General features: G+C 54.4%; 25 protein-coding genes. 9 read left to right on the top strand and 16 right to left on the bottom strand.

Going from position 1 to position 24,352, the window contains the following annotated elements; translation table 11 throughout:
• Window positions 1-6: 6 nt before the first annotated feature.
• On the bottom strand, window positions 7-963 hold the full coding sequence (gene znuA / locus DBY68_RS12670) for a zinc ABC transporter substrate-binding protein ZnuA (protein WP_146745458.1): 957 nt from the start codon (window positions 961-963) through the stop codon (window positions 7-9).
• Between the two features lie 77 nt (window positions 964-1,040).
• On the opposite strand from znuA, the gene znuC reads away from it, so the two are divergent.
• Both znuC and znuB read left to right on the top strand, forming a co-directional pair.
• Window positions 1,041-1,796, top strand: coding sequence for a zinc ABC transporter ATP-binding protein ZnuC (znuC, locus tag DBY68_RS12665; protein ID WP_108475387.1), 756 nt, complete (start codon window positions 1,041-1,043; stop codon window positions 1,794-1,796).
• Window positions 1,793-2,578 carry a zinc ABC transporter permease subunit ZnuB gene (gene znuB / locus DBY68_RS12660; RefSeq protein ID WP_108475299.1) on the top strand — a complete coding sequence of 262 codons (786 nt, stop codon included), beginning with the start codon at window positions 1,793-1,795 and terminating at the stop codon, window positions 2,576-2,578. Before znuC ends, znuB begins: the two co-directional genes overlap by 4 nt.
• A 98-nt stretch (window positions 2,579-2,676) precedes the next feature.
• Here znuB and ruvB read toward each other — a convergent pair whose 3' ends face one another.
• Window positions 2,677-3,687: a Holliday junction branch migration DNA helicase RuvB gene (gene ruvB, locus DBY68_RS12655; protein WP_108475298.1), complete on the bottom strand. Its 1,011-nt coding sequence runs from the start codon at window positions 3,685-3,687 to the stop codon at window positions 2,677-2,679.
• An 8-nt stretch (window positions 3,688-3,695) separates the two neighbouring features.
• On the bottom strand, window positions 3,696-4,307 hold the full coding sequence (gene ruvA / locus DBY68_RS12650; RefSeq protein WP_108475297.1) for a Holliday junction branch migration protein RuvA: 612 nt from the start codon (window positions 4,305-4,307) through the stop codon (window positions 3,696-3,698).
• A 272-nt stretch (window positions 4,308-4,579) separates the two neighbouring features.
• Between ruvA and DBY68_RS12645 the strand changes: the two genes are divergently transcribed.
• Window positions 4,580-5,182, top strand: a complete 603-nt coding sequence (locus DBY68_RS12645) for a YebB family permuted papain-like enzyme (protein WP_108475296.1) — start codon at window positions 4,580-4,582, stop codon at window positions 5,180-5,182.
• Here the strand turns inward: DBY68_RS12645 and ruvC are convergent, their stop codons facing one another.
• Genes ruvC through aspS form a run of 4 tightly spaced genes read right to left on the bottom strand, consistent with a single transcriptional unit; the run spans window position 5,183 to window position 8,738 of the window.
• Window positions 5,183-5,704, bottom strand: coding sequence for a crossover junction endodeoxyribonuclease RuvC (gene ruvC, locus DBY68_RS12640; protein ID WP_006176048.1), 522 nt, complete (start codon window positions 5,702-5,704; stop codon window positions 5,183-5,185).
• Between the two features lie 33 nt (window positions 5,705-5,737).
• Window positions 5,738-6,478: a YebC/PmpR family DNA-binding transcriptional regulator gene (locus DBY68_RS12635; RefSeq protein ID WP_108475295.1), complete on the bottom strand. Its 741-nt coding sequence runs from the start codon at window positions 6,476-6,478 to the stop codon at window positions 5,738-5,740.
• 27 nt (window positions 6,479-6,505) lie between these two features.
• Window positions 6,506-6,949: a dihydroneopterin triphosphate diphosphatase gene (gene nudB, locus DBY68_RS12630; RefSeq protein WP_108475294.1), complete on the bottom strand. Its 444-nt coding sequence runs from the start codon at window positions 6,947-6,949 to the stop codon at window positions 6,506-6,508.
• A gap of 1 nt (window position 6,950) precedes the next feature.
• Window positions 6,951-8,738, bottom strand: coding sequence for an aspartate--tRNA ligase (gene aspS / locus DBY68_RS12625; protein ID WP_108475293.1), 1,788 nt, complete (start codon window positions 8,736-8,738; stop codon window positions 6,951-6,953).
• A gap of 244 nt (window positions 8,739-8,982) precedes the next feature.
• Here aspS and DBY68_RS12615 point away from each other — a divergent pair, with 244 nt between their 5' ends.
• From DBY68_RS12615 to cmoB, 5 genes are read left to right on the top strand one after another with little or no spacing between them, the layout of a single operon-like run.
• Window positions 8,983-9,549 carry a hydrolase gene (locus DBY68_RS12615; protein ID WP_108475386.1) on the top strand — a complete coding sequence of 189 codons (567 nt, stop codon included), beginning with the start codon at window positions 8,983-8,985 and terminating at the stop codon, window positions 9,547-9,549.
• Window positions 9,546-10,364 (top strand): DUF72 domain-containing protein, encoded by an 819-nt coding sequence (locus DBY68_RS12610; RefSeq protein ID WP_108475291.1) that lies wholly within the window; start codon window positions 9,546-9,548, stop codon window positions 10,362-10,364. Before DBY68_RS12615 ends, DBY68_RS12610 begins: the two co-directional genes overlap by 4 nt.
• 52 nt (window positions 10,365-10,416) lie before the next feature.
• Complete coding sequence (locus DBY68_RS12605) at window positions 10,417-10,812, top strand: MAPEG family protein (protein WP_108475290.1); 396 nt, start codon at window positions 10,417-10,419, stop codon at window positions 10,810-10,812.
• A gap of 40 nt (window positions 10,813-10,852) precedes the next feature.
• The gene (cmoA, locus tag DBY68_RS12600; protein ID WP_108475289.1) at window positions 10,853-11,596 is read left to right on the top strand and encodes a carboxy-S-adenosyl-L-methionine synthase CmoA; all 744 of its coding nucleotides are present in this window, start codon (window positions 10,853-10,855) and stop codon (window positions 11,594-11,596) included.
• On the top strand, window positions 11,593-12,561 hold the full coding sequence (gene cmoB / locus DBY68_RS12595; protein WP_108475288.1) for a tRNA 5-methoxyuridine(34)/uridine 5-oxyacetic acid(34) synthase CmoB: 969 nt from the start codon (window positions 11,593-11,595) through the stop codon (window positions 12,559-12,561). The genes cmoA and cmoB overlap by 4 nt, the downstream gene beginning before the upstream one ends.
• Before the next feature lie 258 nt (window positions 12,562-12,819).
• On the opposite strand, the gene DBY68_RS12590 is transcribed toward cmoB, so the two are convergent.
• From DBY68_RS12590 to DBY68_RS12575, 4 genes are all read right to left on the bottom strand, one after another.
• Window positions 12,820-13,515, bottom strand: a complete 696-nt coding sequence (locus DBY68_RS12590; RefSeq protein WP_108475287.1) for an RES family NAD+ phosphorylase — start codon at window positions 13,513-13,515, stop codon at window positions 12,820-12,822.
• Entirely contained in the window at window positions 13,512-13,913 is a 402-nt protein-coding gene (locus DBY68_RS12585; RefSeq protein WP_108475286.1) for an MbcA/ParS/Xre antitoxin family protein, read from the bottom strand. Before DBY68_RS12585 ends, DBY68_RS12590 begins: the two co-directional genes overlap by 4 nt.
• A gap of 195 nt (window positions 13,914-14,108) precedes the next feature.
• Window positions 14,109-14,852, bottom strand: a complete 744-nt coding sequence (gene cutC / locus DBY68_RS12580; RefSeq protein WP_108475285.1) for a copper homeostasis protein CutC — start codon at window positions 14,850-14,852, stop codon at window positions 14,109-14,111.
• Window positions 14,853-14,927: 75 nt separating this feature from the next.
• Entirely contained in the window at window positions 14,928-15,494 is a 567-nt protein-coding gene (locus DBY68_RS12575) for a VOC family protein (protein ID WP_108475284.1), read from the bottom strand.
• 232 nt (window positions 15,495-15,726) lie between these two features.
• On the opposite strand from DBY68_RS12575, the gene argS reads away from it, so the two are divergent.
• The gene (gene argS, locus DBY68_RS12570; RefSeq protein ID WP_108475283.1) at window positions 15,727-17,460 is read left to right on the top strand and encodes an arginine--tRNA ligase; all 1,734 of its coding nucleotides are present in this window, start codon (window positions 15,727-15,729) and stop codon (window positions 17,458-17,460) included.
• A 133-nt stretch (window positions 17,461-17,593) separates the two neighbouring features.
• Here argS and DBY68_RS12565 read toward each other — a convergent pair whose 3' ends face one another.
• The 5 genes from DBY68_RS12565 to flhB form a co-directional block, all read right to left on the bottom strand.
• Window positions 17,594-18,733 (bottom strand): glycoside hydrolase family 105 protein, encoded by a 1,140-nt coding sequence (locus DBY68_RS12565; protein ID WP_108475385.1) that lies wholly within the window; start codon window positions 18,731-18,733, stop codon window positions 17,594-17,596.
• 5 nt (window positions 18,734-18,738) lie between these two features.
• The gene (locus tag DBY68_RS12560) at window positions 18,739-20,322 is read right to left on the bottom strand and encodes an MFS transporter (RefSeq protein ID WP_108475282.1); all 1,584 of its coding nucleotides are present in this window, start codon (window positions 20,320-20,322) and stop codon (window positions 18,739-18,741) included.
• A 253-nt stretch (window positions 20,323-20,575) separates the two neighbouring features.
• Entirely contained in the window at window positions 20,576-20,968 is a 393-nt protein-coding gene (locus tag DBY68_RS12555) for a flagellar protein FlhE (protein ID WP_108475384.1), read from the bottom strand.
• Entirely contained in the window at window positions 20,968-23,046 is a 2,079-nt protein-coding gene (gene flhA, locus DBY68_RS12550) for a flagellar biosynthesis protein FlhA (protein WP_108475281.1), read from the bottom strand. Before flhA ends, DBY68_RS12555 begins: the two co-directional genes overlap by 1 nt.
• Window positions 23,039-24,187, bottom strand: coding sequence for a flagellar biosynthesis protein FlhB (gene flhB / locus DBY68_RS12545; RefSeq protein ID WP_015964003.1), 1,149 nt, complete (start codon window positions 24,185-24,187; stop codon window positions 23,039-23,041). Before flhB ends, flhA begins: the two co-directional genes overlap by 8 nt.
• Window positions 24,188-24,352: the final 165 nt, after the last annotated feature.

Genomic DNA, 24,352 nt, shown 5'->3' with positions numbered 1-24,352 from the left:
TCCTCATTAATCTCCTTTCAGGCAGCTCGAATATTGGTTCGCGAGTTGACGAAGAAACGTCGCGTAACTCTCTTTGCTCAATTGAATGTTCGTACCCAGAGGATCTAACGTGCCCATACGCACAGAAGTTCCCCGGGCCACCGCTTCAACGACCGCTGGCCTGAACTGTGGCTCAGCAAAAACGCAGGTTGCTTTTTGCTCAACCAACTGTGTTCTGATTTGATGTAAACGCTGCGCACCGGGTTGGATTTCAGGGTTTACGGTAAAGTGGCCAAGCGGCGTTAAACCGTACTGTTTTTCATAATAGCCATAGGCATCATGAAAAACGAAATACCCCTTCCCTTTCAGCGGTGCCAGCTCGTTGCCAACCTCTTTATCGGCTGCGGCTAATTGTGCCTCAAAATCCTTCAGGTTGGCGTCGAGTTTGGCTCGACTCTGCGGCATAAGTTCCACTAATTTGTCATGGATTGCAACCGCTGACAGCCGCGCTATCTCTGGCGAGAGCCACAGATGCATGTTGTAGTCGCCGTGATGGTGATGTGCGTCACCTTTTTCATTCTCATGGGCTGCGTGATCGTGGTCACCCTCATGGTCATGATCGTCGTCATCACCGCCTTTCATGAGCAACGGTTTCACACCATCAAGCTGGGCAACGGTGACTTTATTTTTATCGGAAATGCTTTGCGCTGACTTATTCATGAAAGCTTCCATTTCCGGCCCAATCCACACGACTAAGTCCGCGTTCTGTAAGCGTTTTACATCTGAAGGACGCAACGAATAATCATGCTCAGACGCGCCGTCAGGGAGTAAAACCTGCGTTTCGGTGACGCCATCGGTGATAGCTGAAGCGATAAATCCAAGCGGTTTGAGGGAAGCGACAACAGCCGCGTCAGCACGCTGAACGGCGGCACCGCTCAACGCAATCGATAAAGCAGCGAAAAGAAGCGTATTTTTCTGTAACATAATGCGTCTGATAATCGTAATGAATAAGTGGAATGTGATATTATAACATTCACTCACTTGTGCAACCCTTAATTGCTATGACGAATCTTGTAACACTGGAAAATGTTTCGGTCTCATTCGGCCAGCGCCGCGTGCTGTCTGACATTTCACTGGCTCTCAGGCCAGGACGCATTTTGACGTTGCTCGGACCGAACGGAGCGGGTAAGTCGACACTGGTACGCGTGGTATTAGGGCTGGTAGCACCCAATGAAGGCGTGATCAAGCGCGAAAGCAAATTGCGCATCGGTTACGTGCCGCAGAAATTACACCTTGATGCCACACTGCCATTAACCGTAGAGCGTTTTTTACGCCTGCACCCGGCAACTAAAAAAGCGGATATCCTTCCGGCGCTGAAGCGTGTACAGGCCGGTCATTTACTTAACGCCCCGATGCAGAAACTCTCCGGTGGCGAGACGCAACGCGTTCTGCTGGCGCGTGCGCTGCTCAACAGCCCGCAATTGCTGGTACTGGATGAACCGACGCAGGGCGTCGACGTTAACGGTCAGGTCGCGCTGTATGATCTGATTAACCAGCTGCGTCAGGAACTGGACTGTGCGGTGCTGATGGTTTCGCACGATCTGCATCTGGTGATGGCAAAAACTGACGAAGTTTTATGCCTGAATCATCACATTTGCTGTTCCGGCACGCCGGACGTGGTGTCTATGCACCCTGAATTTATCTCCATGTTCGGCCCGCGAGGCGCAGAACAACTGGGTATCTACCGTCATCAGCATAACCATCGCCACGATTTACAGGGTCGTATCGTTTTGCGTCGGGGAAATGGTCACTCATGATTGAATTGTTACTGCCCGGCTGGCTGGCCGGGATGATGCTGGCGTGCGCCGCTGGCCCGCTGGGTTCGTTTGTGGTCTGGCGCCGCATGTCCTATTTCGGTGACACGCTCGCCCATGCGTCATTATTAGGTGTGGCGTTTGGGTTACTGTTGGATGTGAATCCCTTCTATGCTGTTATCGCCGTGACGCTGTTTTTAGCCGGCGGGCTGGTATGGCTGGAAAAACGCCCTCACCTTGCGGTCGATACCTTGTTGGGGATTATGGCCCACAGTGCGCTGTCGCTGGGTCTGGTGGTTGTCAGCCTGATGTCGAATATCCGCGTGGATCTGATGGCGTATTTGTTTGGTGATTTGCTGGCGGTGACGCCAGAAGATCTGATTTCCATTGCCATTGGCGTCGTTATAGTGCTCGCAATCCTCTTCTGGCAGTGGCGTAACCTGCTGTCGCTGACTATCAGCCCGGACCTGGCGTTTGTTGATGGCGTCAAGCTTCAGCGCGTGAAGCTGCTGTTGATGCTGGTGACGGCGTTAACCATCGGCGTGGCAATGAAGTTTGTCGGCGCATTGATTATCACGTCATTGTTGATTATCCCTGCCGCGACGGCGCGTCGTTTTGCACGAACGCCGGAGCAAATGGCGAGCATCGCCGTTGGCGTAGGGATGATTGCGGTTACCGGTGGCCTGACCTTCTCGGCGTTTTATGATACACCGGCTGGCCCGTCAGTCGTCCTGTGTGCAGCAGTGCTGTTTATTTTCAGTATGATGAAAAAGCAGGCTCAGTGAGCCGTTGAGACGCCGGATGCGGCTTCGCCTTATCCGGCCTGGGAATACGGTTGTGCAGGTCGGATAAGATGCGCGAGCATCGCTATCCGACACGGTTCTCAGGGCATTTCCGGTGGCGTAATGCCAAAGTGATTCCAGGCGCGCACCGTCGCCATACGTCCTCGCGGCGTACGTTGCAGAAAGCCCTGCTGAATCAGGTAGGGCTCCAGCACATCTTCAATGGTTTCCCGCTCTTCGCCAATTGCCGCCGCCAGGTTATCTAACCCTACCGGGCCGCCGAAGAATTTATCGATCACCGCCAGCAGCAGCTTGCGGTCCATATAATCAAAGCCTTCCGCATCGACATTGAGCATATCCAGCGCCTGCGCGGCGATATCCGCTGAAATGGTGCCATCATGCTTCACTTCCGCGAAGTCGCGAACGCGACGCAGCAGGCGGTTGGCGATTCGCGGCGTACCACGCGCGCGGCGCGCCACTTCCAGCGCGCCCTCTTCGCTCATCTCAAGCCCCATAAAGCGAGCGCTACGACCAACAATATGTTGCAGGTCAGGCACCTGGTAAAACTCAAGACGTTGAACGATACCGAAACGGTCGCGCAGCGGTGATGTTAATGACCCCGCCCGTGTGGTCGCACCAATCAGCGTAAAGGGCGGCAAATCAATTTTAATCGAGCGCGCCGCCGGGCCTTCGCCAATCATGATATCGAGCTGATAATCCTCCATCGCCGGATAGAGCACCTCTTCCACCACGGGTGACAGTCGATGGATTTCATCGATAAACAGCACATCATGCGGTTCGAGATTCGTTAGCATCGCCGCCAAATCGCCTGCTTTCTCCAGCACCGGGCCGGAGGTCGTACGCAAATTCACGCCCATTTCATTGGCGACAATATTAGCCAACGTGGTTTTACCCAGCCCCGGTGGGCCAAAAATCAGCAGATGGTCGAGCGCGTCGCCACGCAGTTTCGCGGCCTGAATGAAAATTTCCATCTGCGATCGCACCTGCGGCTGGCCAATATACTCTTCCAGTAATTTTGGCCTGATTGCGCGGTCTACTAAATCTTCCGGCAGCGTGCTTTCTGCACTAATCAGACGGTCTGCTTCAATCATCCTCTACCTCACAGCGCAGCGCGTAACGCTTCGCGGATCAATGTTTCGCTATTGGCATCCGGACGCGCAATTTTGCTGATCATCCGGCTGGCTTCCTGAGGTTTATAGCCCAGTGCCACCAGCGCGGCAACCGCTTCCTGCTCTGCATCATCCGTCGCCGGGCTTGCCGGAGAGGTGAGCACCAGGTCAGCGGCAGGGGTAAACAGGTCACCGTGCAGACCTTTGAAGCGGTCTTTCATTTCGACAATCAAACGCTCGGCGGTTTTTTTACCAATGCCCGGCAGTTTCACCAGTGCGCCAAGTTCTTCGCGCTCAACGGCATTGACGAACTGCTGCGCCGACATACCGGAGAGGATGGCCAGCGCCAGTTTAGGCCCTACGCCATTGGTCTTAATCAATTCTTTAAACAGGGTACGTTCCTGTTTGTTGTTAAAGCCGTACAGCAGTTGGGCATCTTCACGCACCACGAAGTGGGTGAAGATGATGGCTTCCTGCCCCGCTTCCGGCAGCTCATAGAAGCAGGTCATCGGCATATGGACTTCATAGCCGACGCCGCCCGTTTCCAGCAGTACTAACGGGGGTTGTTTTTCAATGATGATGCCTCTGAGTCTGCCTATCACATGACGCTCCTGCGTTAATGGCTCTGATACAAAGGTGTATCATAAAAAAATGCTGGATAGATATCCAGCGAGGGATGAAGAAAAAGCAGAAACTAGCATCACCACCGCCATTGTCTGAACCTCCGGCGATAAAATATTCATCAGGAAATAAAATCTTCTTACTATTACCATTTAACAAAATTATGTATTAATAAAAAACGTGCACAAGCCTTTCTGCTCATTGCAATTTGTGTTATTCACTATATCGTTTGTGAAAATAAGGGACTTGTACAATGGAATTTTATAAATCTGATAAATATGAAGTAGGCGATATTGTTTTTACAACAATAGGAACACGTCTGTTTGGTCAAATATCAGAAGCCTCGCAGTGTTGGTGTAATCACGTCGGAATAATAATTGGTCACGATGGAAGTGACTATCTGGTTGCTGAAAGCCGCGTTCCACTCTCCACCACGACCACCTTAACCCGATTTATTGCACGTTCAGCCTGCCATCGTTTTGCGATAAAACGCCTAAAAGGAGGCCTGGACGAATCACAAAAAAAAGCGCTTATTGAGCAAGTCCCCTCCCGATTACATAAACTTTATCATACTGGCTTTAATTACGACTCTTCCCGCCAATTTTGCTCAAAGTTTGTGTTTGATATTTATAAACATGCCTTATCGATAAATGTCGGAGATATTGAATCATTCAGTAAATTATTATCTGTTTACCCGAACGCCAAACTCACCTTCTGGAAATTCTGGTTTCTGGGTTCAATTCCATGGGAGCGAAAAACCGTGACGCCAGCCAGCTTGTGGCATCATCCGAATTTAGTGCTGATTGATGCAAAAGGGATAGAAACGTCTCAGCCAGAACTGGCTGAGACGATATAACTAACGCAGTCGCCCACGCGCCAGATTCAGCCGCGATTCGCTCATTTGCATCGCATTCTGGCTGACATGGCAGTGGGTGATGGCAATCGCCAGCGCATCGGCGGCATCAGCCTGAGGATTCGCGGGCAGTTTCAGCAAGGTGCGCACCATGTGCTGCACCTGGCTTTTTTCCGCACTACCGATACCCACGACGGTTTGCTTAACCTGACGGGCAGCGTACTCAAACACCGGGAGATCCTGATTCACCGCCGCGACAATCGCCACGCCGCGCGCCTGCCCCAGCTTTAACGCGGAGTCGGCGTTCTTCGCCATAAAGACCTGCTCAATGGCAAAATAATCAGGCTGAAACTGGGTGATAATTTCGCTGACGCCAGCGTAAATAAGCTTCAGGCGGGATGGCAGGTCATCCACTTTGGTTCGAATGCAGCCGCTACCGAGATAGGTAAGCTGCCTGCCAACCTGGCGGATGACGCCGTAACCGGTGATGCGTGAGCCGGGGTCAATCCCGAGAATTATCGACAACACGCACCTCCGGTTGTTGAGTGAACGGCTCCATTACAGAGTCGCTGCTACCTCATCAGAGATTTCACCGTTATGGTAGACTTCCTGCACGTCATCACAATCTTCCAGCATGTCGATCAGACGCAGCAGTTTTGGCGCCGTTTCTGCGTCCATGTCTGCTTTGGTGGATGGGATCATGGAGACTTCGGCTTCATCGGCTTTCAGGCCAGCGGCTTCCAGCGCATCACGGACTGCGCCCATCTCTTCCCACGCGGTGTAGACGTCGATTGCGCCATCGTCGAAGGTCACAACGTCTTCTGCACCGGCTTCCAGCGCCGCTTCCATGATCGCATCTTCGTCGCCTTTCTCGAAGGAGATCACGCCTTTTTTGCTGAACAGGTAAGCAACGGAACCATCAGTGCCCAGGTTGCCACCGGTTTTGGTGAATGCGTGACGCACTTCCGCAACGGTACGGTTACGGTTGTCAGACAGACATTCAACCATAACCGCAGTACCGCCAGGGCCATAACCTTCATAAATGATGGTTTCCATGTTCGCATCATCATCACCGCCCACGCCACGTGCGATAGCACGGTTCAGGGTATCACGCGTCATGTTATTAGACAGCGCTTTATCGATTGCCGCACGCAGACGCGGGTTGGAACCCGGATCGCCGCCGCCCAGACGCGCAGCCGTTACCAGCTCACGAATGATTTTGGTGAAGATTTTACCGCGCTTGGCATCCTGTGCCGCTTTGCGGTGTTTGGTGTTGGCCCATTTACTATGACCTGCCATAAATATTTCCTCAAAAAGCGCGCCCTATCAGGCGGCGTTAATTACAAACTCTTCAATCGCCTGCCGGTTGCTCCACGACTTGGTTAATGCCGCGGCGTCCACAGCATTAACCCAGCGGTAGGTCAAATGTTCAGTGAACACGATCTCCCGTTCGTGAGGGAGCGCAAGGCAAAACCAGGATTCGGTATTGCGCATGACACCCGGTGCATAGCGATGACGTAAATGACTGAAAATTTCAAACTCCACCGTACGCTGACAATCCATAAGATTCAGACGCTCCGCGAAAATATCGACAGAGACCTCTTCCTTTACTTCACGCGCGGCGGCCTGCGACGCGGTTTCCCCCTCTTCCACGCTGCCGGTAACCGACTGCCAGAAATCAGGATCATCGCGCCGCTGTAGCATCAGCACCCGCTTCGTGTCCTCGGCATAAATCACCACGAGAATCGAAACGGGACGCTTGAATGACATATTACTTGTTCTCCGCAGACTCTTTTGCTTCCTTCGCCACGACCTGAATGTTCAGTTCCGCCAGAGAAGCCGGATTCGCGAAGCTTGGGGCTTCGGTCATCAGACAAGCGGCTGCCGTGGTTTTCGGGAAGGCGATAACGTCACGGATGTTATCGGTGCCGGTCAGCAGCATGGTCAAACGGTCAAGACCGAATGCCAGACCCGCGTGCGGCGGCGTACCGTATTTCAGGGCGTCGAGCAGGAAGCCGAATTTTTCGCGCTGTTCCTGTTCGTTGATCCCCAGAATGCCGAATACAGTCTGCTGCATTTCGCCGCGGTGGATACGCACGGAACCGCCACCCACTTCATAGCCGTTGATAACCATGTCGTACGCGTTGGCTACCGCGTCTTCCGGCGCCGCTTTCAGTTCGTCAGCGGTCATGTCTTTCGGCGAGGTGAACGGGTGGTGCATCGCCGTCAGGCCGCCTTCACCGTCGTCTTCGAACATCGGGAAGTCGATAACCCACAGCGGTGCCCATTTGGACTCGTCGGTCAGGTTAAGATCTTTACCCAGTTTCAGACGCAGTGCGCCCAGCGCATCGGCAACCACTTTTTTGTTGTCCGCGCCGAAGAAGATCATGTCGCCATCTTGTGCGCCGGTGCGCTCAAGAATCGCTTCTACGATTTCCGCATTCAGGAATTTCGCCACCGGGCTGTTGATGCCTTCGAGACCTTTAGCACGTTCGTTGACTTTAATATAAGCCAGACCTTTCGCGCCGTAGATCTTCACGAAGTTGCCGTATTCGTCGATGAGCTTACGGGTCAGTGCAGCACCGCCCGGTACACGCAGCGCAGCAACGCGGCCTTTCGGGTCGTTTGCCGGGCCGGCGAAGACTGCAAACTCAACGTCTTTCAGCAGGTCAGCCACGTCGACCAGCTCCATCGGGTTACGCAGATCCGGTTTATCGGAACCGTAACGGCGTTCAGCTTCGGCAAAGGTCATGATCGGGAAATCACCCAGATCCACGCCTTTGATTTCCAGCCATAACTGACGCACCATCGCTTCCATCACTTCACGCACCTGCGGTGCCGTCATGAAGGAGGTCTCAACGTCGATCTGGGTGAACTCCGGCTGACGGTCAGCACGCAGGTCTTCGTCACGGAAGCATTTTACAATCTGATAGTAGCGGTCGAAACCGGACATCATCAGCAACTGTTTGAACAGCTGCGGAGACTGCGGCAGCGCGTAGAATTTACCTTTGTGTACGCGAGAAGGTACCAGGTAATCGCGCGCGCCTTCCGGGGTCGCTTTGGTCAGCATCGGGGTTTCGATATCGAGGAAACCGTGGTCGTCCATAAAGCGACGTACGAAGCTGGTGATTTTCGCGCGGGTTTTCAGGCGTTGCGCCATTTCCGGGCGACGCAGGTCGAGATAGCGGTACTTCAGACGCGCTTCTTCGGTGTTAACGTGGTTTGAATCCAGCGGCAGTGAGTCTGAACGGTTGATGATGGTCAGATCAGACGCCAGCACTTCGATTTCACCGGTGGCCATGTCGGCGTTGACGTTTTTCTCGTCACGCGCACGCACGGTGCCGGTGACCTGAATGCAGAACTCATTACGCAGTTCGGAGGCCAGCTTTAATGCATCGGCACGATCCGGATCGAAAAACACCTGCACGATGCCTTCGCGGTCACGCATATCAATGAAGATAAGGCTACCGAGATCACGACGACGGTTGACCCAACCACACAGAGTCACCTGCTGCCCAACGTGGGACGGTCGAAGCTGTCCGCAATATTCTGTACGCATGAGATATCCCTTAACTTAGCCGCAGGCACAACTGTCGCAGCTTTAGCTGAATGTCACTACTGGATGAAAAAAGGGGGCTATTATACTGGAAATTCTCGCTGGCGATAAGCCCGGCGCGCTTTATACGCACGTTTGCTGAACGCTTATTGCGCAGACTCACAAAAATTAACAAAATAGAACCCGCTGATAACCGCTCAGGCGTCGTAAGGTATTGCTCTGTTTGCCTGTTTAGATGAGAAACGTGATGTTGAATATTGATGCGAAAAAAACCGCGCTGGTGATTATTGACCTCCAGGAAGGCATTTTGCCTTTTGCTGGTGGCCCCCATTCTGCGAGTGATGTCGTCACCCGCGCGGCTAGACTGGCGGAAAAGAGCCGCGCAGCCGGTGCGCCGGTAGTGATGGTGCGCGTGGGCTGGTCTGCTGATTTTGCTGAGGCGCTGAAACAACCGGTTGATGCACAGGCGGGCGCGCATGCTTTGCCAGACAACTGGTGGGCCTATCCGCAGGCGCTTGGCAAACACGAGAGCGATATCGAAGTGACAAAACGCCAGTGGGGCGCATTTTATGGCACCGACCTGGAATTACAGCTGCGCCGTCGCGGTATCGACACCATTATTCTGTGCGGCATTTCCACCAATATTGGCGTGGAATCCACCGCGCGCAACGCCTGGGAACTGGGCTTTAATCTGATCATCGCTGAAGACGCCTGCAGCGCCGCCAGTTCGGAGCAACACCAGGGCAGCATGACGCATATTTTCCCGCGCATCGCCCGCGTGCGCAGCACTGAGGAGATAGTTCAGGCACTATGATTTACATCGGTCTGCCGCAGTGGTCACATCCCAAATGGGGACGCCTGGGCATCAGCGGGCTGGAGGATTATGCCCGCTACTTTAACTGCGTCGAGGGCAATACCACGCTCTATGCCCTACCGAAAGCGGAAATCGTCACCCGCTGGCGCGAGCAAACGCGCGACGATTTTCGCTTCTGTTTTAAATTTCCGGCGACCATTTCCCACGAAGCAAAACTCCGCCACTGCGGTGACCTGACGACAGAATTTTTCCAGCGGATGTCGCCGCTGGAAGACAGGATTGGGCAATACTGGCTCCAGTTGCCCGCCACGTTTGGCCCACAGGATCTCCCGGTTTTGTGGGCTTTCCTCGATAGCCTGCCGAAAAATTTCACCTACGGCATAGAGGTGCGCCATCCACAGTTTTTCGATAAAGGCGACGCCGAGCAGCAACTGAATCGCGGGTTGATAGAACGCGGCGTCAATCGCACTGTTCTCGACAGTCGCCCGGTGCATGCCGCCGTGCCGCACAGCGAGGCTATTATTGACGCCCAGCGTAAGAAGCCGAAAGTGCCGGTGCACGCCATTGTCACCGCCCAAAATCCGATGGTCCGGTTTATCGGTAGCGATGATATGGCGCAGAATCAGGCATTTTTTGCCGCATGGTTGAAGAAACTTCCCGAATGGACAACCGCCACCACACCTTATCTGTTTTTACATACACCCGATATTGCCCAGGCGCTGGAGCTGGTTGACGCGCTCTGGCATGACCTGCAAACGGCCTTGCCGGAAATTGGTTCTGCACCCGCGATCCCACAACAATCTTCTCTTTTTTGATAATCCTACCTATCATAGTGAATGCCATCTGCCAGCGAGAAAGGGAGTTTGTATGGTAAGTGCGCTTTATGCCGTACTGGCCGCACTGTTGTTGATCAAGTTTTCCTTCGATGTCGTTCGCCTGCGTATGCAATACCGCGTCGCCTACGGTGACGGCGGCTTTAGCGAACTACAAAGCGCAATTCGGATCCACGGAAATGCGGTGGAATATATCCCCATCGGCGTGATTCTGTTGCTGTTTATGGAAATGAACGGTGCGGAAACCTGGATGGTTCACCTGTGCGGAATTCTGCTGCTGACAGGTCGTTTAATGCATTATTATGGTTTTCACCATCGCCTTTTCCGCTGGCGTCGCTCTGGCATGAGCGCGACGTACATTTCGCTTCTGCTTATGGTACTGGCAAATCTGTGGTATCTGCCGTGGGAGTTGGTTTTCTCACTCCGTTAGCGCACAATACGCCGTTTTCGTTTTTTTCGGATTTTACGTTATGTCTCACCGCGACACGCTTTTTTCTGCGCCAATTGCCCGTCTCGGCGACTGGACCTTTGATGAACGGGTAGCCGAAGTCTTCCCGGATATGATCCAACGCTCCGTCCCTGGCTACTCCAATATCATCTCAATGATCGGCATGCTGGCGGAACGCTTTGTGCAGCCGGCAACGAATGTCTACGATCTCGGCTGCTCGTTGGGTGCGGCAACGCTCTCCATTCGCCGAAACATTGCCCATGAGAGCAGCAAGATTATCGCGGTGGATAACTCGCCGGCGATGGTGGAACGTTGCCGTCGCCATATTGATGCCTATAAAGCGCCAACGCCGGTTGAGGTGATTGAGGGTGATATTCGTGATATCGAGATTGAGAACGCTTCGATGGTGGTGCTCAACTTCACTCTGCAATTCCTTGAACCCGCTGAACGTCAGGCGCTACTGAACAAAATCTACAAAGGGTTGAATCCGGGTGGCGCGCTGGTGCTGTCGGAAAAATTCAGCTTCGAAGATGCGACCGTCGGTGAACTGTTGTTCAACATGCACCACGATTTCAAACGCGCCAATGGCTACAGTGAACTGGAGATCAGCCAGAAACGTAGCATGCTGGAAAACGTGATGCTCACCGATTCCGTCGAAACCCATAAAGCACGTCTGAGCCAGGCCGGGTTTGAACATAGCGAATTGTGGTTCCAGTGTTTCAACTTCGGTTCACTGGTGGCGTTGAAAGCGGGAGCGGCGGCATGATTGAGTTCGGCAATTTTTACCAGCTGATTGCGAAAAATCACCTCTCCCACTGGCTGGAAACCCTCCCTGCGCAGATTGCCGCCTGGCAGCGCGATCAGCACGGGTTGTTTAAGCAGTGGTCAAACGCCGTTGAGTTCCTGCCCGAAATCACCCCGTGGAAACTGGATCTGCTGCACAGCGTGACCGCCGAGAGTGAAACGCCACTCAGCGATGGGCAAATCAAACGTATTGATACGCTGATGCGCAACCTAATGCCGTGGCGCAAAGGCCCGTATTCACTTTATGGCGTGAATATTGATACCGAATGGCGCTCTGACTGGAAATGGGAACGCGTACTGCCGCATCTTTCCGACCTGACCGGGCGCACCATTCTGGACGTCGGCTGCGGCAGCGGTTATCACATGTGGCGCATGATTGGCGCGGGTGCGCATCTGGCGGTGGGAATCGACCCTACCCAGTTATTCCTGTGTCAGTTTGAAGCCGTACGCAAACTGCTGGGAAATGACCAACGCGCGCACCTGTTGCCGCTCGGCATTGAGCAACTTCCGGCGCTGAAAGCCTTTGATACCGTGTTCTCAATGGGCGTGCTGTATCATCGCCGCTCGCCGCTGGAACACCTTTGGCAGCTGAAAGATCAACTGGTGAGCGAAGGTGAACTGGTGCTGGAAACGCTGGTGGTAGAAGGTGACGAAAATACGGTGCTGGTGCCCGGCGATCGCTACGCGCAGATGCGTAACGTTTATTTCATTCCCTCTGCCCCGGCATTAAAAAACTGGCTGGAGAAATGCGGCTTTGTTGATGTGCGTATTGTGGATATGTCTGTAACGTCCACGGAAGAACAGCGTCGTACCGAGTGGATGGTAACCGAGTCACTGGCCGACTTCCTTGACCCGAACGATCCGACAAAAACCGTTGAAGGTTACCCGGCCCCGCTCCGCGCGGTGTTGATTGCCAAAAAACCTTAACTCCTTCGCAACGCCTGATGGCGCTTCGCTTATCAGGCCTACGGAAGGTATCCGATAATTTCGCCGGGCGTAACACGCCTGATGCGCTGCGCTTATCAGGCCTACAAAGTATCGTAGGTCGGATAAGGCGAAGCCGCATCCGACAATTCCACCGCCTGCACCATGCCTGATGCGCTGCGCTTATCAGGCCTACAAAGCATCGTAGGTCGGATAAGGCGAAGCCGCATCCGACATTTCACCCACCGCAATACCGCACCACTAATCCCCGTACAACCGGATGCTGAGAATGTTGGAAATCGATCTGCCGTTCCAGTGATATTCCAGGTGCTCGGTCTGAAGGATCTTCGTTACCAGACAAGGCCGATACAGCACATAACAGCTGTGTCCGGCATGGCGGACGGAACAATAGTGAATGCCGTCCACATTTTGCGCCTTCTGTTGCTGCGCAAAGGCCTTCGACTGGCTGTAATCAGTGGCATGATAAATCGAAGATGAGAGGTAAGGCTCCTGGGTGATATCCACCAGCGTGGCATCAAACTCCGTGTAAAGCACCCGCATCTGAACTTTCTGCGCCGGCTCATTGGTGTAACCAAAAATACGCTCCTGATGGTACACCGTCTCTTTCACCGCCGTATCAAGCTGCGGCGCGCAGTAATACCCGCCGAAATCCCCGGTGGTGAAACGTGCGCCTTCCGGGTTCACATGCGTAAACGCCGCCATAACATAGCTACAGCCATGGACGCCAACAAGCCAGTCTTGTTTTGGCACTCTTGATAACGTGCCCACTTGTTCCTGCAACCGCTCGTTGGTAATGGCTTCGACCGCCCATACGGCTTCTAATTCATCATTACTGGCAACATCTTCAAATAAATCGATAGTGGGATAACGGCTGGGGATAATGCGATACGCCGTTGCGCTTTTGAAGGTGGTGAAGATGGGGGCGTCATTAATCAAGCCATTCCCCCTCGCCAGGCCTGAAGGCGTGTGGCAACTTCGTAAAGGTCGGCAACCCGACCTCCGCTCATCACCTCCATTGCCGAACGCCCGGCGAAGAAAGGATGATTATTGGGTTTACGCACCCAGCCATAAACACTGTCTTCCGCGGTGAACAACACGCGCAGGCACTTATGAATATTGAGGATGTAGCTCATCCGCTCAAGCGTGTCCGCACTTAAACGAATGCCCCCGCTCACTTCTTTATATTTGTTCAATGTTGAACGTGAGCTCACCCCCAGCAGTTTTAACTGTTCATCGGTGGTGCATTGCCATTTATCGAGGATACGAAACACCACGGGCAGCGCCCTGCTGGTATCAATTGCACTTTTTTCATGCTGCTTGTGCACGCTTGCCATATATCCTCCTGCGACCTCGTGGCATTAATCACTATTAATATACGAACAATATTAGTGCATTTGTACATTTATGTACACTGTCAAATATTGCCGCGTCGCGCGGATTGGCAGATAAAAAAAGGCCCCTGTTGAATGGGCAGGGGCCTGGTACAAGCAAACATCATATTGGGCGACATGATGCGCGGTAAAAATCGGTTAGCCGGCGTGGTGAGCGATAATCGCCTTCATTTGCGCAACGGCGGCGGCGTCGACAGCATAGCGTGAGTACTCATCCGCGTCCGGGTCTGTTGACATGGAGAGCCCCGGATTACGATAACGCATTGCCGAGGGGATCCACTGCCCGGCAGAGCTGTGAACTTCTTTCACGCCCGCCTCAAGAAACAGTTCAAGGTTGCTGGCCCTGACTCCTGCCCCCGCCATAATGATTGGAGCATCGGCACGGGCAATAAGTTCCCGAATTAATGCAAGACCTTTTTCCGCTGACGCTTTTTGCCCGGAGGTAAGCACTCTTGCCACACCCAGTTCTGCCAGCGTATCAATGGCTTGCAGGGGATCTGCGCACATATCAAACGCGCGATGAAAAGTCACCGCTAATGGCCCCGCCGCCGCCATAATTTGCTGCATCCGCGCGCTATCAACGTGACCGTCTTCATCCAGCACGCCAATCACCAGGCCGGGGAAACCCAGCTCGCGAACGGTACGCACATCATTGAGCATCGCCTGAAACTCACCGTCGGTGTAGCAAAAATCCCCGCCGCGCGGGCGAATGATCGGATGTACCGGAATCGACACCTGCTCTCGCGTGGATTTCAACACACCATAAGAAGGCGTCAGCCCGCCCTCCAGCGGCGCGGCACACAATTCGATGCGATCGGCACCGTTTTTTTCTGCGCTCAGCGCGCACTCCATGCTGTAACAGCATATCTCCAGCACTGTCATTCGATTCTCCATAACTCAAAACCGGGCGGATCATGACACGGTTCGCGGATCCAGACCCCGCGTCACTTCACATTGTTACACTGCCTGTTCGCTGGCCACGATCGCTTCAATCGTCCAGGGATGAAATTTGAGGGTGACTTTACCGTCGGTCACGGCCAGGGTCGGATTGGGCAGGCGCTCCTTCTCCCCTTTCGGCGAGCTGGTTTTTACAACAATCCCCGGCTGGCTTAGCCCTTCATCGCTCATTAGCGCTAACGCGCGGGCATTTAAGGTTTCCGGTTCTCCCGGCAGCACAATTTCAATATGCTCCCAACCCTCGTGGGGATAGCGCTTTTCGCCCGGCCAGGGAAGCTCGACCACGCTGAATTGCCAGTGCGCCACGCACACAGGTTCTCGCAGTTTAAACAGGCAGATGGGGCGGCCATTGATGATATTCTCTGAAAGCAGTTCACCGCACTGCTCCAGCCCGCGACGCCAGCGCTCAGCGGTGGCATTTTGATGACAGCGTAGCGAAATATGGTCAGCATCGAGCGGGGTGATGTTTAAACCCAGGCGAGTGGAAAGTTCTGTTAATGCCTGAACGAAACGCGGGAGATCCGCGGAAATATCATTCAGTTCTTCAATTGTCTGCCAGTTAGCCATTTTCCCACTCCCGTTTGCAATAAAGGCGCTAATCTACCCTGTTGTTCGCGGTGAACCAAGATCGGCGGCGACATGAGTGGTTATTCATTAATCGTGCAGGCGCATCTGACGGTTTGTAACGCGTCCCTGATGCTGACGCCATCAGGCAAATGCAGTATACTCCCGCCTTAATTTATCCACACCCGACGCGGCTCTTAACGGGATGCCACGTCTTTCAATGTAAGGTATTTCGGTGAATATTCAGGCTCTTCTCTCAGAAAAGGTTAGCCAGGCCCTGATTGCGGCAGGCGCGCCTGCCGATTGCGAACCACAGGTTCGTCAGTCAGCAAAAGTACAGTTCGGCGACTATCAGGCTAACGGCGTGATGGCGGTTGCGAAAAAACTGGGCATGGCGCCGCGACAACTGGCAGAGCAGGTCCTGTCTCACCTCGACCTTACCGGCATCGCCAGCAAAGTTGAAATCGCAGGCCCGGGGTTTATCAATATTTTCCTCGATCCGGCCTTCCTGGCCGAGCACGTCAACAACGCGCTGGCTTCCGATCGTCTGGGCATTACCCAGCCTGCACCACAAACCATCGTGGTTGACTACTCTGCGCCTAACGTGGCGAAAGAGATGCACGTGGGTCACCTGCGCTCCACCATTATCGGTGATGCCTCGGTGCGTACCCTGGAACTGCTGGGCCACAAAGTGATCCGCGCAAACCACGTCGGCGACTGGGGTACCCAGTTCGGCATGCTGATCGCGTGGCTTGAAAAACAGCAGCAGGAAAACGCCGGTGAAATGGAACTGGCTGACCTCGAAGGTTTCTATCGTGATGCGAAAAAACACTACGACGAAGACGAAGCGTTTGCCGAGCGCGCGCGTAGCTACGTGGTGAAACTGCAGAGCGGCGATGAATACTTCCGCGAGATGTGGCGCAAGCTGGTCGATATCACCATGACCCAAAACCAGATCACCTATAACCGTCTGAACGTGACACTCACCCGCGATGACGTGATGGGTGAAAGCCTCTACAACCCAATGCTGCCGGGCGTCGTAGCTGACCTTAAAGCGAAAGGCATGGCCGTTGAGAGCGAAGGCGCAACCGTGGTGTTCCTTGACGAGTTCAAGAACAAAGAAGGTGAACCTATGGGCGTCATCATCCAGAAAAAGGATGGCGGCTACCTCTACACCACCACCGATATCGCCTGCGCGAAATACCGTTATGAAACCCTGCATGCCGACCGCGTGCTGTACTACATCGACTCCCGTCAGCATCAGCACCTGATGCAGGCATGGACCATCGTACGTAAAGCCGGTTATGTACCGGAGTCCGTACCGCTGGAACACCACATGTTCGGTATGATGCTGGGTAAAGACGGTAAGCCGTTCAAAACCCGCGCAGGTGGTACCGTTAAACTGGCAGATCTGCTGGACGAAGCGCTGGAACGTGCCCGTCGTCTGGTCGCCGAGAAGAACCCGGATATGCCAGCTGAAGAGCTGGAAAAACTGGCCAATGCAGTCGGCATCGGCGCGGTGAAATATGCGGATCTCTCTAAAAACCGTACCACCGATTACATCTTCGACTGGGACAACATGCTGGCGTTCGAAGGGAACACTGCGCCGTATATGCAGTATGCCTACACTCGCGTGCTTTCCGTGTTCCGTAAAGCAGGAATGGAAGAGCGCGAGCTGCTGAACGCAACGGTTGAGATTAAAGAAGATCGTGAAGCCCAGCTGGCCGCACGCCTTCTGCAATTCGAAGAAACCCTCAATGTGGTCGCGCGTGAAGGTACACCGCACGTCATGTGTGCCTACCTGTACGACCTGGCAGGTCTGTTCTCTGGTTTCTACGAGCACTGCCCGATCCTGACCGCTGAAAGCGAATCTATTCGTAACAGCCGTCTGAAACTGGCGTTGCTGACGGCGAAAACGCTGAAAACCGGTCTGGATACGTTGGGTATTGAGACGGTAGAACGGATGTAACAAAAAAAACCCGGCGAAAGCCGGGTTTTTTAATTGCAGCCCTGGTGCGCGTTATTCTTGCCTGATGTGGGCGACAAAATAGGCACCGTCCCGGTAGGCCGGATAAGCAAAGCGCATCCGGCACGTTACACAATCAAAAATACTTGCGCAGATACTCCGTCAGACACAAAATCGCCATCGCCTGGCCGTAAGGCATAGAGGTCAGCGGGATCTCGCGATAGAAATCGAGATTCGAACCCATCCCGGTGCCAAATGAGGTTTGCAGCAGTTCCCCTTCCGGCGAAATGTGTTTCACAATCCCTTTAATCGCTTTTTCCGCCACGTCCGCATACTCTGCCCCCACGTAGCGCTTACGCACGGCTTTGAGGATCCCGTAGGCAAACCCCGCCGTTGCAGACGCCTCCAGATAAGAGTTCGGATCGTCGAGCAGCGTGTGCCACAGCCCGCTTTCGTCCTGGCATTTCGCCAGCGCCTCAATCTGCGCATTCAGCACCTGCACCAGATAACGACGCACGGCGTTGTTTTCCGGCAAATCCACCAGTTCCAGGAAGTCAGGGATCACAATCGTCAGCCAGCTATTGCCGCGCGCCCAACGAGCGTTGGCGAAGTTATGCTGACCTTCGTATGTCCAGCCATGGAACCAGAGACCCGTCTCACGGTCCATCAGATTCTGTACATGCAGCAGGAACTGATAGACCGCCTCTTCAACATATTCCGGTCGATTGAGCAATTTACCAATTTTCGCCAGCGGCAGTACGGTCATCATCAGCGTGTCATCCCACATCTGTTGATGGTTTTCCTCCGCCAGCGTAATGTGCTGCATGCCGCCGTGATTGGTGCGCGGCATTTCGTTCATCGCCCACTCAGCCCAGCTATCGAGCCACGGCAAATACGCCGGGTTACCGGTCTCTTCATAGCGATACGCCAGCGTCAGGAACGGTGCCATAGTGTTGACGTTTTTGGTGGTTGCCCCCTCGGCAAAGCGATCGGCGAACCAGTTGTCGATGATGTCACGCATCGCCACATCGCCGGTCTGCTGGAAGTACTGATGAATACCGTACAGACCGACGCCGTGCGTCCACTCCCAACCTGCCCAACCTTTGGTATCGATCACGCGGCCATCGTCGAGGCGCAGCAGGAACTGACCGGTTTCATCCTTAATGCTGACCAGATTGTTGGTCACCGTCTGGATCAAAGCCTTCAGTTCTTCCCGGGAGATAAAACGCTCAGGTTGACGTAATAACGCGCTGTGTTTTACCGGCCAAACTTTCATATCCATTAACCTCTGTGATAAGTCGAATTCAATGTGACACCCTGCTTAAGCGATGGCGCAGCAGGCTTGTTACGATTCAAATAACCAATATTGTTGTTGCCCCACAGGGATTCATAGGGCATCCCTGCCAGCATTTCGACCGTAGCGCGAGCATCCGGAGTGATGCTTTCCGGCATCACGCGTCCAGACTCACGCATTTTCGCCGTCTCTTCACGCAGCACGCTGTGCGTTTTCAGATTCAGTTTGAAACGCAAGGAGACAAGGAAGCCACAGGCCAGTACCAGAATGGTGCCGAAGCTTAAGATCATCAGGATGGTGTGGCTCACTTCCGGCGGCTGAACTTTTTGCCCGGAGACGAAACCCGACATCTGCATGATGATACCCACCAGCATTACCGCGCCCGCCTGAGATGCTTTACGCGTCAGCGTCATGATGCCCGCGAAGATCCCTTCACGGCGCTGGCCGGTAATTACCTCATCAACGTCAGAAATGTAGGTATAAGTGTTCCACGGCACATAGTTGATACCACCGCGTCCCAACCCGGCAATCGCTGAGATCAGCAGCAACAGAGAATAGACGTCGCTCATACCCGCGTAATAAAGCATCGCGTAAGAGAGTGAACCCAGACCAAACAGCACCACCACCATGCGGTAAGACGGCGCAGGCCCGAAGCGGATGCACAGCGGGATCATGGCGATAACCGCAATAAACTGGAAGATAGCCATGGTGCCCAGCAGATTAGAGGCCACGGAGGCTTCCTGCATCAGCACAAAGACGACGTAGTAGGTAAACACCGCGTTAAAAACGTCCTGCGCGATATAGCCACCGAGGTACATGCCCAGGTGCTGGCGGAAAATTTTTATCCGCAGCGTAGAGGTCAGTTCGGTGATCAACCGGCTCATGCTCTGCGCAAACGTCAGGTGTTTTTTCTCCTCTTCCGCACGCAGCGCAGCTTCCGTCCACTCTTCACGCGGGCGCTCCCAGGTAAAGAACCAGACAAATGTCAGCATCATCGCGCACAGCACCGAGAAGACCAGACTTGCGTAGAAGAAGGAGATGGCGTTGTCTTTGCCGAAGGTGGTCAGCAGAATACCCGGCAGGAAAGAGGCCAGAATCGCCGACATCTGCGCCATAGAAATACGCGCGCCGGAGAACTTGGTTTTCTGTTTGAAGTCGTCGGTCATTTCCGGCACCAGCGTTTCATACGGCACCAGAATCATGGTGTAGACAATATCGAAGATCAGATACGTCAGCAGGTAATACCAGAATCCCATATCGCCGACCCACATGAAGGAGTAGCTGAAGACGCAGGGAATGCCGAGCAGAATAAAGAACTTACGACGACCAAAGCGTTTTCCAAGCCAGGTCGAGCCAAAGTTATCGGTTAAGAAGCCCATCAGCGGACTGACAACGGCATCAAGCACGCGTGCCGTCGCAAAAATGAACGTGGCTTCAATCGGCGTCAAGCCGCAAAAGGTGGTGTAGAAATAGAGCAGCCAGGCTGCCGTTAACGCAGTGGTGCCTGCGCCGAGAAAATCCCCTGACCCGTAGGCAAGGTAGTTAGCTAATCCAATTTTTCGTGTTTTCATCGCCGTGGATCCTGTGCTTTTTAAAAGCCCCCCTGACATGCAAAGGGAGGACTGACACGGCTACAGTAAAATCATGCAAAGCTTGATACCTTTCCATTATTGCCAGCGGAATCCATTCACTGGCAAAAATGCAAAGAGTGGTGGCACGTGCTTCACTGATTTATAAAACAACGTTTCTTTTCAATCAAAAGAAGGGACCAGAAATGCGAGACGCGCTACAGATTGGCGAGGCAGATGGCGAAAGAAAGCACAACTAGCGATAATTCACAATCACCTCGTAACGACGAATTTTCAGTGGCGGAATCAACCTACCGCCTCCGGGCACTTGCCAGATAAAGCGCAGTGATTCCATTGCAGTCACGCTATTGAACGCGTGTGTCGTTCCACTCTGACCGTCCAGCTCGACACAGCGCGTTGATGAGCACAGGCGCGTTTGTAAACCAGCAGGCGTTGGCCCGATAAGCTCATAGCGCCACGCGACCAGCGTCATTTTGCCCGCGACAGGCTGAGTCGCACTCAGCGGTAGAGAGGATGCCGCTTCACCGCGATAGTTCAGCGTCATTCCCGCGCGGCTGGCCTGCCAGGCCCCCTCTCCCGCTGCGTGAACGGTGAGGGGCAAACACAATAACAGCAGCGACTTCATCATCATTTACCGCCAATCGTCGCGGTCATGCGGATATTACGGTTGTCCGAGAGTTCCAGGCTTGAGAGCACCACCAGTTGCGGCAGGCTGCGGCGTAAGAAGCGCGACAACAGCGGACGCAATGCATGATTCACCAGCAGCACCGGCGGTGCGCCGAGCATCTCCTGACGCGCCAGCGCCTCCTGGGTTTGCGCCAGTAATCTATCCGCCAGCCCCGGCTCCAGGCCGCCGCCGCTCTGTAATGCCTGCAGCAACAGACGTTCCAGCGGCACATCCAGGCCAATCACCTGCACTTCATCGCTGCCAGGGAACCAGCGCTGAGTGATAGCCCGCCCCAGCGCTACGCGCACCACCGCCGTCAGCTCATTCGGATCGTGCTGCACCGGCGCGTGTTCCGCCAGTGTCTCCAGAATGGTGCGCATATCGCGAATCGGCACTTTTTCATCAAGCAGATTCTGCAGCACCTTGTGCAGCGTGGTGAGCGTGACCACGCCCGGTACCAGATCTTCCGTCAGTTTAGGCATCTCCTGGGTGACGCGATCCAGCAGTTGCTGTGCTTCCTGACGCCCAAACAGCTCCGCAGAGTGCTGACTTATCAAATGGTTAAGATGTGTGGCGACCACGGTACTGGCCTCTACCACTGTAAAGCCCTGAATTTGCGCCTGCTCTTTTAACGCATTCTCAATCCAAATCGCCGCCAGCCCGAATGCGGGATCGACCGTCACCTCGCCGGGCAGCGTACCCGCCGCCGTGCCGGGGTTAATCGCCAGCCAGCGCCCCGGATAAGCCTCACCGCTGCCAATCTCAACACCTTTAAGCATAATGCGATAGCGCGCAGGCGGCAGATCCATATTGTCACGGATGTGCACCACCGGCGGCAGGAAGCCCATTTCCTGGGCGAATTTTTTACGAATGCTGCGAATACGCCCCAGCAGTTCGCCATCCTGCTGGAAATCCACCATTGGGATCAGGCGATAGCCCACCTCCATGCCCAGCGTGTCTTCCAGCTGTACATCATTCCAGGTAGCCTCGACCGCCTGCGTGTTCTCCACGGGTTTGGTTTGCGGTGCCGGTTCCGGTGCTTTCATTTCGCGTCCACGCAGCCACCAGGCGAGCCCGAGCAGTGCAGCAGTAAACAGCAGGAAGACAAAGTTTGGCATCCCTGGCACCAGCCCAAGCAGGCCTAACACCGCGGCACTGAGCATCATCACGCGCGGATTGCTGAACAGCTGGCCGACCATCTGCTGGCCCACATCCTGCTCGGTGCTGACGCGGGTCACAATCACGCCCGCTGCGGTAGAGATAACCAGCGCCGGGATCTGCGCCACAAGGCCATCACCGATTGTCAGCAGGGTGTAGGATTCCGCCGCTTTGCCCATCGGCAGCCCGTGCTGTAAAACCCCCACCAGCAGGCCACCGATAATATTAATGACCATGATCAGGATCCCGGCGATGGCATCGCCGCGCACAAACTTACTTGCCCCGTCCATCGAGCCGTAGAAATCAGCTTCTTGCGTCACTTCGCTACGGCGCTTTTTGGCCTCTTCTTCGCCGATAATCCCGGCATTGAGATCCGCGTCAATCGCCATCTGTTTGCCGGGCATGCCGTCCAGCACAAAGCGCGCCCCCACTTCGGCGATACGCCCGGCACCTTTGGTGATCACCATAAAGTTGATAATCACCAGAATGATGAACACCACGATACCGATAGCAAAGTTACCACCGACCAGGAAGTGCCCGAAGGCTTCCACGACTTTCCCCGCCGCCGCGCCGCCAGTATGCCCTTCCATCAGGATGATACGTGTTGATGCCACGTTGAGCGCCAGACGCAGCAGCGTAGTAAAGAGAAGGATAGTTGGGAAGGCGGCAAACTCCAGCGTCCGCTGGGTGAACATTGCCACCAGCAGCACCATAATCGACAGCGCGATGTTGAAGGTAAACAGCAGGTCGAGAACGAATGCGGGCAGCGGCAGCACCATCATCGACAAAATCAGCAGGATCAACACCGGCCCGGCGAGAACCTGCCACTGGGTCGATTTAAAATTGTCGGGCAGACGCAGCATTGCAGCCAGATTAGCCATCAGAGTCCTTCTCATTCAAAAAATCCAGCGCCTCGGGCACCGGCAGGTTATCAGGTTTTTTCGGCGGTGTTCCGCCCGCCAGACGCCAGCGTTTTAGCTGCCAGACCCAGGCCAGTACTTCCGCCACGGCGGCATACAGCTGACCGGGAATTTGCTGCCCTACTTCCGCGTGACGATAGAGCGCACGTGCCAGCGGTGGGGCTTCTAACATCGGTACGCGGTTTTCTTCGCCCAGTTCACGAATGCGCAGCGCCACCAGCCCGGCACCTTTTGCCACCACGCGCGGGGCGCTCATTTTGTTTTCGTCGTACTGCAACGCCACCGAATAGTGCGTCGGGTTATTAACGATGACATCCGCCTTCGGGACGTCCGCCATCATTCGCCGCCGCGCCGCTGCGCGCTGCATCTGGCGAATGCGCCCCTTCACGTGCGGGTCGCCTTCGCTCTGCTTAAATTCATCGCGAATGTCCTGGCGCGACATGCGCAGCTTTTTAAGGTGGCTGTAGATCTGCCAGAAGACGTCAAATCCCACCATTGGGATAATCGCCAGCACCACCAGCAGGGCACAAAAACCGACCATATTCAGCGCGTTGCCCATCGCCACCAGCGGTGATTCACTGATAAGCCGCATCATATCCGGCCAGTGCAGCCACAAGAACAGCCCGGCCATGCTGCCCATCAGCAGCGATTTCATCACCGCTTTCATCAGTTCCGCCGCCGTTTGCGCCGAGAACATGCGCTTAATCCCCGGCAACGGGTTAAGTTTGTCGAGTTTGAACGCCAGCGATTTAGTGCTGAACACCAGCCCGCCGAGCATCACCGGAGCCACCAGCGCCACCACCACCACGCCAACAATCAGCGGCATCAGCGCCAGCATTGCCTCTTTCAGTAGCAGGATTATCTGCCCCAGAATCAGATTGGGATCGTTGATAATCGAATGATCAAAACGCAGGCCGGAGGAGAGCAAACTGGCTAACCGCCGGGCGAGGGACTCCCCGCCAAGCCAGATGACGCAGACACCCACCAGCAGGATCAACAGCGAGGTTAATTCGCGGGAACGCGGAATTTGCCCCTCTTCCCGAGCCTTTTCTAACCGTTGGGGTGTGGGGTCTTCTGTTTTGTCGTCGTTTTCTTCTGACACGCAGTGGCTCTCACAGACTCATCCACGGTCATTATTACGCGAGAGGGAAAGAACAATCGGAGGAAAAGCGGCGTAAAACGGGGGGAACTCCCCCGTTTACGCCGCAGGGATTACGCCAGCAGATACGTAAAGGTATAACGGCCAGAGCCCAGCGCCCCCAGCATC

This window comes from Pseudocitrobacter sp. RIT415, assembly GCF_003057695.2.
GTDB lineage: Bacteria > Pseudomonadota > Gammaproteobacteria > Enterobacterales > Enterobacteriaceae > Pseudocitrobacter > Pseudocitrobacter faecalis.
Note: the sequence above shows the minus strand (reverse complement) of the source record. Positions and strands in the feature narration are given on the sequence as shown.